Below are 12,407 nucleotides of genomic sequence, written 5' to 3'. Positions count from 1 at the left end.
TGGCTGCGTCGCTACCCCAGTTTTCTGCCCTCAATTCTGCTGCCGAGGAACCCGATGGATCGACTGACCGAGATGGAAGCTTTTGCCACCGTTGTGGATCAGGGCGGATTCACAGATGCGGCCAAGAAGATGGGGATCTCGAAATCCGCCGTCTCGAAACATGTCTCCTCGCTTGAGGCACGGCTTGGTGCGCGACTGCTGAACCGGACCACCAGACGTGTCTCACCGACCGAGATTGGCCTTGCCTATTACGACCGCGCCCGCCGCGTGCTGAATGACGCCGGCGAAGCGGATGCGCTGGTGACGTCGATGCAATCGGCCCCTTCAGGGCTGCTCAGGATTTCGGTTGCGACCGATTTCGGGGTGAACCTGCTTTCGCCCATTCTGGGGATTTCCTGCTGGAATACCCCGATATCACCGTGAATATGGTGCTCAACAACCGTTATGTAGAGCTGATCTCGGAAGGGTTCGACATGGCGATCCGGGTGGGTGAGCTGGAAGACAGTTCGCTTCGCGCCCGCAAACTGACCGAGACCACCAAGCGCATGATCGCCTCGCCGAGCTATTTCCAGCGCTATGGCCGCCCGATGAAGATCGACGATCTGAACGAACACAAGCTCCTGCATTATTCCAACCAGGCCAATGGCAATGTCTGGAAGCTGACCGCGCCCTCGGGTGAACGCCGCCAGGTGCGCTCGAATGGCTGGCTGACGGTGAATGACGGGCAGAGCCTGCTGAACGCCGCCCTGGCGGGGCTTGGGATCGCTTATCTGCCCTCGTTCCTTTATGCGGATTCGATGCGCCAGGGCCAGGTCGAAGAGGCCATTCCCGGCCTGCCGACCGAAGTTCTGGGCATCTATGCGGTCTACCCGCCGGGCAGGTTCACCCAACCGAAAGTGCGCGCCTTCATCGACTTCCTCGCACGCCGCTTTATCGACAAAGGGCCGGATAAGTGGTGACCCCGCAAAGGAGAGCCGCACAGGTAACCACCGGGGCGACTGAGTGCCCCGGAATCTGAAATTCCGCTGTCCCGTTACACGCCTTGTCGGGAAGCCAAACTCAGGTCGGGGCCGGAATGGCCTCGACCCTTCTGTTTTTCTGGCGCCCCTCATCATTCGCATTGCTGGCGCGCGGCGCAAGCGGGCCAGCGCCTTCGGCGGTCATCCGGGCGGCCGGAATGCCGAAATCGGTGATCAGGGCCTGACGCACCGCCTCGGCCCGCCGCTTCGACAGCGCGATATTGGCACCAAGCGCACCCGAGAGATCGGTATGCCCGACCAGGATGAGACGCCGGGCCGGATCGGCCTGCAACCAGGCCGCGACCAGGGTGAGCGAGGCGTAATCGCGATCGCTGAGCGCGGCGGAGCCGGTCTCGAATACCAGATCGTCCAGTGCAAAGGGCAGGCCGGCATCAAGCTGCGACTGCCCGTCTGCCTCAGCCCCGGGGCGGCAGGCGTCACGGGTTTGATCAGGGGAACCGCCACAGGATCTGGCCGACCGGGGCTTGTGCCCGACATACCAGGCTCCGAATTACCCGGGACCCCGATACCGGGATTGGCGCCGGCAGCGCCTCGCGTCCGACTGAAATCACCTGCACAAATCCCGCGCTGGCCGAGCGGCTGACCATCAGCCCCACGGCCTCATCGCCCCGTCGGGCAGAGAGAAAGCGGAATTCGTTGAGATCAACATGCATCCCCGGCTCTGGCAGCACTTCGGTTGCGAAACGGAAATCAAAACCGCCACATCTGCGTGCCTCGCAATCCAGCACGACCTCGTATCCCAGCGCCAGAAGCTGGTCGCGCAACGGCGCCAGCAATTCCAGGGGCGAGGCACCGGCGCTTTCCAGCTGCCAGGCGCGGCGGTCGACCTGACCCTCGAAAGTTTCCACCGTCAGCTCGTCATTGCGCCAGGGCGCCACCGGCAGATCATAGCTGTCATAGGCTGCAGGCTGCGCGGTGGCGCCTGCCACAGGAAACGAGAACAGCGGCTGAAATGGTTCTGCCGCGCGCAAGGGTTGCGGCGCGGCGAAGGGCAGCACAGGGACAAGAACCAGCACAAGGGCCGGCAGGGGCAAGCGGAAGGTCACGGCAAACGGAACCCCTGTAACGACCTCGGTCAGACCGGACCAAAGAGCCTGAACTCAGCCCTTTCGGATCCGGTAATGGTATTTTCCCACAATCGACATGCCGGCGCGATCATAAAGCGCGCGGGCGGCGGTGTTCTGCTCTGTCACTGCGAGGCTGAGCGAATGGCCCCCCGCATCTGCGGCCCAGTTTGCCGCCGCAGCCAGAAGACTGGCGCCTGCGCCCTGGCGGCGCATATGCGGCGCGACCTCGATCGCATGGATCATCGCATGATGCCCGGAAAGCGCCACGAAACAGGCGCCGGCCGGGCGGTCGCTGTGCCGCGCGAGGATCGCGGTCTTTGCGCCGGACACGCGCTCCATCACCCGGATCCGGGCGGGGCCGATCCCACCCTGTTCCCAGATTTCGCGGGCGGTCTCCAGCGGCGGCCAATGCGGGAAAGCGGCCAGCGGCGGCAGATCCTGTTGCAGATCCGCGACCGGGGCAGCATAGATCACCACCGGATCAATCACCTCATAGCCCGCGTCTCAAGCGCGGCATCAAGGGCTGCGTCACCATCGTAAATCGTGAAAAGCGGCTCGGCCATTGCGGCCTCGGCAGCGCTGAGCGTCGCCTCGTTCCAGGACCCATGCACGGTGGCCGCCGAGACGCGTTTGCCGCCCCCTGCCCCGTCGCGCAGGTGGAACGGCCCAGGATACGGGTGGCAAAGGGCGGCCAGGTGGCCTCCATAACATCGGCTATGAGTTTTCCCGGCCAGTTCATCCAAACATCCCCACAAGACGCATCATCGCCTGATCAAGCCGCCCCGGATCGGTGCCGCGGATCACCAGATTGGTGCCGAAAGCGCCGTTCTGCTGGAACGGGTAAGACCCCATGCTGAGATCGGGATACTCTTCGGCCAGACGGCCAAAATCGCCGGCAATCTCGCCCTCGCCACGCATGACACGCAGGTTTTGCGACAAAAGCGGCGCGCCGCCGGTGAGGCGCGGGAGGACCGAGGCCAGCATGGATTCGAAGATATTCGGCACCCCTGCCATGACATGGACATTGCCGAGGATGAAGCCGGGCGCGACCGAGATCGGATTGTCGATCAGCGTTGCACCATCCGGGATACGGGCCATGCGCTGGCGGGCCTCGTTGAAGGGGAGGCTCTGACGATCGTAATGCGCCCTGAGCAGCGCCATCGCGTCCGCCCTGTGGGAGATTGCGGCCCCATCGCCTCGGCCACCGCATCGGCGGTGATATCGTCATGGGTCGGACCGATGCCGCCCGAGGTGAAGACATAGTCATGCGAGGTCGAGAGCGCCCGGACCGCCGCGACGATGGTGGCATGCGCGTCGCCGACCACACGGGCCTCGGTCAGGTCGATGCCGGCGCGGGTCAGTTCACCCGCCAGGTGCCAGAGATTGGAATCGCGGGTGCGGCCGGAGAGGATCTCGTCCCGATAACCAGCATTGCGGCTTTGGGATTGGCCATAGGCGCCTCATCAGATGCATTGCGCGTAAAGGTATAGCGTGGCGGCGGGGGTTTTCCACCCCCACACCCCCGGAGGGTATTTTCAGACAGAAAATGGCAAGGGGCCGCTGGCTCTGGTGTTTTTCTTTGCGATTGCCTATTTACGGCGTTGAAAGCGAGGGGCGATGGACACGCGCGGACGGATCACGAAAGACGGTATTCGCATCTATGAAGAGGCGGATTTTGCGGGGATGCGTGCGGCGGGGCGGCAGGTGGCCGAGATCCTCGACATGGTTGCGCCTCTGGTGCAGCCGGGGGTGACCACGGCGTCCATCGACGATTTCATCCGCGAGGAGATCCGGCGGCGCGGGCTGATTTCGGCAACCATCGGCTATAAAGGCTATCAGCACGCCTCCTGCATTTCGATCAACCATGTCGTCTGTCACGGGATCCCGGGGCCGAAGGTGCTGGCCGAGGGCGATATCACCAATATCGACGTGACGGTGATTGTCGATGGCTGGTATGGCGACAGCAGCCGGATGTATGCGGCCGGCAAGATGCCGCGCAAGGCCGAGCGGCTGATCGAGGTCACCCATGAAAGCCTGATGCGTGGCATTGCCGAGGTGAAGCCCGGCGCGAGCTTTGGCGATATCGGCCGCGCGATCCAGACCCATGTCGAAGCGCAGCGCATGTCGGTGGTGCGCGATTTCTGCGGCCACGGGCTGGGGCTGGTGTTCCATGCGCCGCCGAATGTGCTGCATTACCATACCCGCAGCGCCGATAAGATCATCCTCGAAGAGGGTATGTTCTTTACCATCGAGCCGATGGTCAATCTGGGCCGCCCGGAGACCAAGACACTGGCCGATGACTGGACCGCAGTCACGCGCGACAAATCGCTTTCGGCGCAATATGAGCATTCGATCGGGGTGACCGCGACGGGCTGCGAGATCTTTACCCTCTCGCCTGCGGGCACCTTTTTCCGGACCTGGGATCAGGCGGCGGCGTAATGGCGGCGACGCGCGGCACCGATCAGCTGACGCGCGCGGGTGTGGCGTTCACGCTTCACCCTTATGACTATGATCCGGGAGCAGAAAAGATCGGCATGGCGGCGGCTGAGGCGCTTGGCCTTGACCCGCATCTGGCGCTGAAATGCCTGATGGTCGAGGTTGACGGCAAGCCCGCCTGCTGTGTGATCCCGTCGGATGCAAGCCTGTCAATGAAGAAGGTGGCGGCGGCTTTTGGGGCCAAACAGGCGGCGATGATGCAGCCGGCAAAGGCCGAGAAGCTGACAGGCTATCATACCGGCGGCATATCGCCTTTCGGGCAGCGCAAAGCGGTGCCGGTTGCGCTGGAAGTGACGGTCTCGACGGCGGAAAAGGTCTGGATCAATGCCGGCCAGCGCGGGCTTTTGCTGGGGATAGCCCCCGGGGATGCCCTGACGGTGAGCGGTGGCAAAGCGGCAGCTCTGATCGCCTGAGATATGCATTTATTGATGCACGCATGCAAATTTTGCATATCAGGTCTTCGCATACTTTCGCATACAAAAGTTGCGTGGCAGGCGCGCAGCCCCTAGCAGGGGTCAGCCAGCCATGATGCCACAGGAGCACTGCCATGTATGAGGACCGGATCCGTCACGGGGCCCTGCGCGACAAGGTGGTCTCTGCCGCTGAGGCGGCAAGCCTGATCCGGGACGGGATGGTGGTCGGCATGTCGGGCTTTACCCGTGCGGGTGAGGCGATGGCCGTGCCGCTGGCGCTGGCGGAGCGGGCAAAGACCGACCCGCTGAAGATCACGCTGCTGACCGGGGCGAGCCTCGGCCATGACCTAGATAAGATCCTGGCAGAGGCGAAAGTGACGGCGCGGCGAATGCCGTTTCAGTCAGATCCGGGACTGCGCCGGGCGATCAATGCGGGTGAGGTCATGTTCATTGACCAACATCTGTCGGAAACCGTTGAACAGCTCCGGCGTGGCCAGATCCCGGGGGTGGATGTGGCGGTGATCGAGGCGGTGGCGATCACCTCGGATGGCGGCATCATTCCCACGACCTCGATCGGCAATTCCGCGAGTTTCGCCATTCTGGCGGATAAGGTGATCGTCGAGATCAACCTTTCGCAGCCGCTGAGTTTTGAGGGGCTGCATGATGTCTTTATCCCGACCTATGCGCCGAACCGGATGCCTATCCCGGTGGTGACGGTGGACAGCCGGATCGGCACGCCCTGGATCGCCATTCCGCCCGAGAAGATCGCCGCAATTGTAATCACCGAGAAACAGGATTCGGCAGCGGCGATTTCTGCGCCTGACGATGAGACGCGGGCGATTGCCGGCCATCTGATCCGGTTTTTCGAGGGAGAGATGGCAGCGGGACGGCTGACAAAACGGCTCGCGCCTTTGCAGGCCGGGATCGGGACGATTGCGAATGCGGTGTTGCACGGGCTGATCGCCAGCCCGTTTGAAGACATGCGGATGTATTCCGAAGTGCTGCAGGACAGCACGTTCGATCTGATGGATGCAGGCAAGCTGAGTTTCGCCTCGGGTTCGTCGATCACCCTGTCAGCCGGGTGCAATGCAAGGGTGATGGCGCAGTTCGACCGCTATAAGCCAAAGCTGATCCTGCGGCCGCAGGAGATCTCGAACCATCCCGAAGTTGTGCGCCGGCTGGGTCTGATCGCGATCAATACCGCGCTGGAATTCGACATTTACGGCAATGTGAATTCAACCCATGTGATGGGAACGAATATGATGAACGGGATCGGGGGATCGGGGGATTTTGCGCGAAACTCCATGCTTTCGGTCTTTGTGACCAAGTCGATTGCGAAAGCGGGCGCGATTTCATCGGTGGTGCCGATGGTCAGCCATGTCGACCACACCGAACATGACGTGGATATTCTGGTGACGGAACAGGGGCTTGCGGATCTGCGCGGGCTGGCCCCGCGCGAACGGGCGGTGCGGATCATCGCCAGTTGCGCCCATCCCGACTGGCGGGCGGGCCTTGGCGATTACTATGAGCGGGCGCTGAGCTTTGGCGGCCATACGCCGCATATTCTGGAAGAGGCTTTGTCCTGGCATGTCCGGCTCAGGAAAACCGGGCGGATGTGACTGTTTCACCGCCATTCAGGGCGCGAAGCGCCTCCGGCGGGGAAGTATTTACGTCAAGAGAAAGCCCGGATCGGGTTTTCTGTCCTCGCCTCCCTCTGGCGTCACTCGTTCAGCCGGATGTCAGCTCCGGCCGGCGGCTTCCAGGCAATGGCGGCGGAAGGCGCGTTTGAGCATATCGAGCTCGGCGCGCAGGAGGTCGAATTCGGCGCGCAGGTCGTCTTCCATGGCGACGCCGGTGATGATGGTGAAATGGGCGAGCACCGGCTCGGCCGCCGCCCCCTTGCGCCGGATCAGGAAGGTCTGGACGCCTTCCGAGAGCACCTCGGACCGGACCGGCACTTTCACCGCGTAATCGCCGGAGCGGCCGGGGATCGGCGTGACGGTGACGCCGGGCTGCATTGTGCCGTCCAGCGTGACTTCAAGGGTCGGGGCGGTGTCACCTGCACCCGAGAGGATCCCCTCCCAGGTGCCGGCGCGGATGCGGGTGCGGGTCAGGGTGACGGCGTCCGGCATGGTCAGTTCCTTACAGTTCGGCCCTGGGGCGCCGGCTGATCGTCAGATCGCGCAGCGTCACCTGGTTCATTTCGGGCCCTTCGAAAATCAGGTCGATCCAGAGCTTTTCGATCCGTTTCTCATTGACCCTTGTATAGGCGAGGTCGAATTCGACACAGGCGTCTTTGCCGTTCAGCGGCAGCTCGCGCACCACCTGTTCGACATTCGGCCCATGGCGGATGTTCAGCCTTGCAAAGACTTCGAGCGGTTTTTCCACCTCGATGATGGCGTCAAGCCGGATCAGGTGCCGCAACCGCAGCCCCTGCGCCGCCGCATCGGGCAGATCCAGCACCAGCGACAGGAAACTGCCGTCAAAGCGGAAGACATCCATACGAAAACCAAAAGGCGCCACATCCTCTTCGCGGGTATTGCGCAGCTGGCGGACGGTCAGTTCCGAACGACGGCAGTCATGGAACAGCGTGGTGCCCTCGCAGATCAGCGATTTGCCCTCGACCGCCGTCATGCCCGGGACGGGGATCGGGCCTTTCCACAGATCCGGGCGCCAGGCCCAGTCGGTACCCGGCAGGCGGCGGAAGGATCCTGCGCCGATCAGCGGCAGGGTCAGGCGGTATTCGGCCTCGAACAGGACGCGGTCGACCTCGCGGCGGGTCTGACGGGCAAGGCCGCGCAGGCTGCGCAGGCGGTCAAGCGGGGTCGTGGCGGCTTCGCCGGCGTTTTCCGACCAGCGCGCCAGCGCGCGGCGGAAGATGAGCCGGTCAAGTTTCTCTCTCAGTCGCCCTGCCATTGCTTTCCGTTTCGTATGTCTGGCCAAAATTCCCGGGGCCGGATGCCGCGTTGTGTCCCGCCCGCCGAAACAGTCCCTGGCCCACATCTGGCCCATGCCCTGGTTAGCAGGCCGGGCCGGGTGTTGCAGCAGAAAACATCGCCCCCGCTGCGGGCCAGATCCCCGGCGCCCTTTTCAGGGTGCCGCAACCGCTGGCTTTTTCACCGTCGAACCGTTGGCGGCGCGGATCGAAGTGATGGATTTTTCCAGCAGCGCGCGGCTTTGGTCGGGGGACAGGCTGCTCGTCTCGGGCGCCATGACCGAGACCGAGACCAGACGCCCCCGCAGCCCCAGCACCGCGCGCCAGTATTCCCCCACCTGGCGGTCAAACATCCGCATGACCAGCGCGCCTCCCGACAGCGCTGTCTGGCGCACAACGACCGAGGCAGGGTTGCCATCACGCGCAAGGGCGGCGCGACCGGGGCGCGACATGAAATAATCCGACAGCGCTTTGGCGCCGGATTGCAGGATCTCGGCCGATCCCTCGCCGCCGATGGTGACACTGATCACGGCAGGAACCACAGCACCTTTCGCCGCACATTCACCGATCAGCACCACCGCGCCATCGGACGAATCGCTGCTGGCACCGGGATGGATACAATAGCCGGCGGGCGGCTCGATCCGGATCTCTCCGCCGATAAAGCTCATCGCGCCGCCTTTGCTGGCCGTGCCGCCCCCCGTGCCCCCACCCGTTCCAGCGGGCGCAACACAGGCCGAGAGCAGCGCGGCGCAGGCAAGCCAGGCGAAGACGCGCGTGCCACTGCTCCCGGATCTGGTCTCAGGTCTGGCCCCGGGCCCGGTTCGGTGCCTGGTCGCGGTCGCAATCTGCTTATTCCGGGAAATCGTCGATGTTGAAATCAGAGGCGCGTCATACAAAGCACTTTTCCTTCACACTGTCCGGCCCGCCGCCTGTCACACTGTCTGTCATCTGTTCCGGCACGTTTTCGGGCGCGTAACGGTCCGGTGATGGTTAAATCGCCCGGCCCTTCCGGGCAAGCATTCTGTCGAGGCGCCGGGCTTGCCGCCCGGGTCATTCCTGCTGCCCGTTACAGGGCATATGCCGCTGCCGCCTTTCCCTTTGAGCGCCGTTGCGCTAATGCCCTTTGCGATACAAGCGACTGCCCACCTGCGACACCACCGGCTGCCCTATAGCCTCGCCTCAGCGGAACCTGACGATGAAATTCACCCTCTCCTGGCTCAAAGACCATCTGGAAACCGGCGCTTCCGTCACGGAAATCGCCGATGCGCTGACCGATCTGGGGCTTGAGGTCGAGGGGATCGAAGACCCGGCGGCACGGCTCGGGGCCTTCCGCATCTGCCGCGTGATCGAGGCGGTGCAGCACCCCAATGCCGACCGGCTCCGCGTTTGCCGTGTTGCGACCTATCCGGGCGGGCCGGGATCGGATCCGGTCGAGGTCCAGGTGGTCTGCGGCGCGCCCAATGCGAAAACCGGGCTGGTCGGTGTGTTCGCGCCGGTGGGCACCCATGTGCCCGGCACCGGAGTCGATCTGAAACCCGGTAACATCCGCGGCGTCGATTCAAACGGGATGCTGTGTTCCGAACGCGAGCTGGAACTGTCGGACGATCATGACGGCATTATCGAACTGCCCTCGGATGCGCCGCTGGGCGCGCGCTACATCGATTATAAGGGCGTCAATGATCCGGTGATCGAGATCAAGATCACCCCGAACCGCCCCGATGCGCTTGGGATCCGGGGCGTGGCGCGCGATCTGGCCGCGCGTGGGCTGGGCCAGCTGAAACCGCTGGAAATCACGCCGGTTGCCGGCACATTCGACAGCCCGGTGACGGTGCGGATCGAGCCTGCGCTGAAATCCAAAGCCGCGCCGCATTTCGCGGGCCGCGTGATCCGGGGGGTGACGAACGGACCCTCGCCCGCCTGGCTGCAAAACCGGCTGAAGGCCATTGGGCTGCGCCCGATCTCGACCCTGGTCGATATCACCAATTATTTCACCTTCGCGCTGAACCGCCCGCTGCATGTCTTTGACGTCGACCGGATGGAGGGCAGCGCGCTGCATATCCGCCCGGCAGTTGCCGGCGAGACCCTGCTGGCGCTGGATGGCAAGACCTATGCTGTGCGCGCCGGTGATATGGTCATCGCAGACGCGCGCGGGCCGGAAAGCCTGGCCGGCATCATGGGGGGCGAGGACTCGGGCTGCACCGACGCGACCACCACGGTCTTTCTGGAATCCGCCTTCTGGGATGCGATCACCGTCGCCGCCACCGGGCGCGCGCTCAAGATCAACTCGGATGCGCGCTATCGGTTCGAGCGCGGCGTTGACCCGGCTTTCACCCTGCCGGGGCTGGAACTGGCGACGCAGATGGTGCTGGATCTGTGCGGCGGCGAGGCCAGCCATGTCGTGAGCGATGGCGCCGCCCCCGACACCACCCGCGCCTACCGGCTGGACCCGGCACGGCTGATCAGCCTTGTCGGCATGGAGATCCCCGAGGCCGAACAGATCCGCACGCTGCAAGCCCTTGGCTTCACGATGAACGGGCTGATGGCCGCCCCCCCCTCCTGGCGCCCCGATGTCCAGGGCGAGGCGGATCTGGTCGAGGAAGTCGCGCGGATCGCGAGCCTGACGAAACTGGTCGGCGCGCCTTTGACCCGAGCGCTCCCGGGCGTGCCGAAGCCGATCCTCACGCCGATGCAAATCCGCGAGAAAGCCGCGCGGCGCCAGATCGCCGGCCTCGGCTATAATGAATGCGTGACCTACAGCTTTATCGACGGCGCTTCTGCGGCCCTGTTCGGGGGTGGCACGGATGCGGTGAAGGTCGACAATCCGATCTCGTCCGAGATGAGCCATCTGCGCCCCGACTTGCTGTCGGGATTGCTGGCGGCAGCGGCGCGCAATCAGGCGCGCGGCTTCCAGGATATGGCGCTTTTCGAGGTTGGCCCGGTTTTCTCCGGCGGTGAGCCCGGGGAACAGGTGCTGCTGGCCTCGGGCCTGCTGGTCGGCGCCTCGGCGCCGCGCGATCCATGGGCCTCGCGCCGTCCGGTCGATGTCTTCGATGCGAAAGCCGATGTCGAGGCGGTGCTGGCCACACTTGGCGCGCCCGCAAAGGTGCAGATCACCCGCAAAGCCGATGCCTGGTGGCATCCCGGCCGCTCGGGCGTGATCGGCCTTGGGCCGAATACGCTTGCGACTTACGGCGAGATCCATCCGCGCGTTCTGGCCGCGATGGGGGTCAAAGGCCCGGCGGTCGGCTTTACCGTACAGATCGCCAATATCCCGGCGCCCAAGGTGAAGACACCGACCCGCCCGGCGCTGGTGATCAGCGACCTCCAGGCGGTCGAGCGTGATTTCGCCTTCGTGGTCGATGCAAAGACCGAAGCCCTGGTGGCCGTCAACGCCGCCCTTGGTGCCGATAAGGCCCTGATCGAGTCTGTCCGCGTCTTTGACCACTTCACCGGCGACAAGGCCGAGGCACAGATGGGCGCGGGCAAGAAATCGCTCGGGCTGACTGTCCGGCTGCAACCGACCGCCGCCACGCTGACCGACGCAGATATCGAAGCCGTCTCGGCAAAGGTCATTGAAAAGGTCACCAAAGCGACCGGCGGCGCGCTGCGCTCGTAACCCCTTCCGGCGCGGGGGCCTCTCCTCGCGCCGCTCACCTCTCCGGGAGAATGCCATGAAGATCGCCACCTTCAACATCAACGGCATCAAGGCCCGGATCGAGGCACTGCCGCGCTGGCTGCGCGAGGCCGAACCCGATGTGGTCTGCCTGCAAGAGATCAAATCCGTCGATGAGGGCTTCCCGCGCGAGCTCTTTGAGGAGATGGGCTATCAGGTCGAGACCCATGGCCAGAAAAGCTTCAACGGGGTGGCGATCCTGTCGAAATACCCGCTTTCCGATGTGACACGGGGCCTGCCGGGGGATGACAGCGACGAACAGGCGCGCTGGATCGAGGCTGTGGTTGAAGGCCCGCGCGTGGTGCGGGTCTGCGGGCTTTATCTGCCGAACGGGAACCCGGCGCCGGGGCCGAAATATGACTATAAACTCGCCTGGATGGAACGACTTGAGGCCCGCGCGCGCACCCTGCTGGCGCTGGAAGAGCCGACGCTTTTCCTGGGCGATTACAATGTGATCCCCAGTCCGAGGATGCCGCAAAGCCCGAGGCCTGGCTGGAAGATGCGCTTTTCCTGCCCGCAAGCCGGGCTGCGTTCCGCAGGCTTCTGAACCTCGGCCTGACCGAAGCGATCCGCACCCGCGACCCGCGCCCCGGTGTATACACATTCTGGGATTACCAGGCCAATTCCTGGGAGCGCGGCAACGGGATCCGTATCGACCATGTGCTGATGACGCCCCAGGCAGCGGATCTGCTGCAAGAGACCGGCATCGACAAGGATGTTCGCGCCGGCGACAAACCGTCAGACCATGTGCCGGTCTGGGTGCGTCTGGCGGCGTAAGCGATC

The 12,407-nt window shown here is 64.1% G+C and carries 11 protein-coding genes and 3 pseudogenes; 6 read left to right on the top strand and 8 right to left on the bottom strand.

Features of this window, described 5'->3' with window-relative positions:
- Positions 1-54 precede the first annotated feature (54 nt).
- Positions 55-959: pseudogene (locus QNO18_RS06665) on the top strand (LysR family transcriptional regulator).
- A gap of 100 nt (positions 960-1,059) precedes the next feature.
- Here QNO18_RS06665 and QNO18_RS06660 read toward each other — a convergent pair.
- From QNO18_RS06660 to QNO18_RS06645, 5 genes and pseudogenes are all read right to left on the bottom strand, one after another.
- Positions 1,060-1,383 carry an OmpA family protein gene (locus QNO18_RS06660; RefSeq protein WP_283178756.1) on the bottom strand — a complete coding sequence of 108 codons (324 nt, stop codon included), beginning with the start codon at positions 1,381-1,383 and terminating at the stop codon, positions 1,060-1,062.
- 85 nt (positions 1,384-1,468) lie between these two features.
- Entirely contained in the window at positions 1,469-2,086 is a 618-nt protein-coding gene (locus QNO18_RS06655) for a hypothetical protein (protein ID WP_283177047.1), read from the bottom strand.
- 54 nt (positions 2,087-2,140) lie between these two features.
- Positions 2,141-2,596, bottom strand: a complete 456-nt coding sequence (locus QNO18_RS25635; RefSeq protein WP_349293841.1) for a GNAT family N-acetyltransferase — start codon at positions 2,594-2,596, stop codon at positions 2,141-2,143.
- A complete protein-coding gene (locus QNO18_RS25630) occupies positions 2,593-2,718 on the bottom strand; it encodes a hypothetical protein (RefSeq protein ID WP_349293840.1) in 126 nt (41 codons plus the stop codon). Before QNO18_RS25630 ends, QNO18_RS25635 begins: the two co-directional genes overlap by 4 nt.
- Positions 2,719-2,842: 124 nt before the next feature.
- Positions 2,843-3,560: pseudogene (locus QNO18_RS06645) on the bottom strand (molybdopterin-binding protein).
- Between the two features lie 164 nt (positions 3,561-3,724).
- Here QNO18_RS06645 and map point away from each other — a divergent pair.
- From map to QNO18_RS06630, 3 genes are all read left to right on the top strand, one after another.
- Positions 3,725-4,546, top strand: a complete 822-nt coding sequence (map, locus tag QNO18_RS06640) for a type I methionyl aminopeptidase (RefSeq protein ID WP_198839036.1) — start codon at positions 3,725-3,727, stop codon at positions 4,544-4,546.
- Positions 4,546-5,016, top strand: coding sequence for a YbaK/EbsC family protein (locus QNO18_RS06635; protein WP_283177046.1), 471 nt, complete (start codon positions 4,546-4,548; stop codon positions 5,014-5,016). The genes map and QNO18_RS06635 overlap by 1 nt, the downstream gene beginning before the upstream one ends.
- Before the next feature lie 134 nt (positions 5,017-5,150).
- Positions 5,151-6,635, top strand: a complete 1,485-nt coding sequence (locus QNO18_RS06630) for an acetyl-CoA hydrolase/transferase family protein (RefSeq protein ID WP_283177045.1) — start codon at positions 5,151-5,153, stop codon at positions 6,633-6,635.
- Positions 6,636-6,755: 120 nt separating this feature from the next.
- On the opposite strand, the gene QNO18_RS06625 is transcribed toward QNO18_RS06630, so the two are convergent.
- The 3 genes from QNO18_RS06625 to QNO18_RS06615 form a co-directional block, all read right to left on the bottom strand.
- Positions 6,756-7,148 carry a hypothetical protein gene (locus QNO18_RS06625; protein ID WP_283177044.1) on the bottom strand — a complete coding sequence of 131 codons (393 nt, stop codon included), beginning with the start codon at positions 7,146-7,148 and terminating at the stop codon, positions 6,756-6,758.
- Between the two features lie 10 nt (positions 7,149-7,158).
- The gene (locus tag QNO18_RS06620; protein ID WP_283177043.1) at positions 7,159-7,932 is read right to left on the bottom strand and encodes a DUF6478 family protein; all 774 of its coding nucleotides are present in this window, start codon (positions 7,930-7,932) and stop codon (positions 7,159-7,161) included.
- Between the two features lie 174 nt (positions 7,933-8,106).
- Positions 8,107-8,619, bottom strand: coding sequence for a hypothetical protein (locus tag QNO18_RS06615; protein WP_283177042.1), 513 nt, complete (start codon positions 8,617-8,619; stop codon positions 8,107-8,109).
- Positions 8,620-9,146: 527 nt separating this feature from the next.
- On the opposite strand from QNO18_RS06615, the gene pheT reads away from it, so the two are divergent.
- Together pheT and xth are read left to right on the top strand one after the other, a co-directional pair.
- Entirely contained in the window at positions 9,147-11,567 is a 2,421-nt protein-coding gene (gene pheT / locus QNO18_RS06610) for a phenylalanine--tRNA ligase subunit beta (RefSeq protein ID WP_283177041.1), read from the top strand.
- Between the two features lie 55 nt (positions 11,568-11,622).
- Positions 11,623-12,401 (top strand): annotated as a pseudogene (gene xth / locus QNO18_RS06605) (exodeoxyribonuclease III).
- The last annotated feature ends 6 nt before the right edge of the window (positions 12,402-12,407 follow it).

The organism is Gemmobacter sp. 24YEA27, assembly GCF_030052995.1.
Lineage (GTDB): Bacteria > Pseudomonadota > Alphaproteobacteria > Rhodobacterales > Rhodobacteraceae > Pseudogemmobacter.
This window is presented reverse-complemented; position numbering and strand designations above follow the sequence as displayed.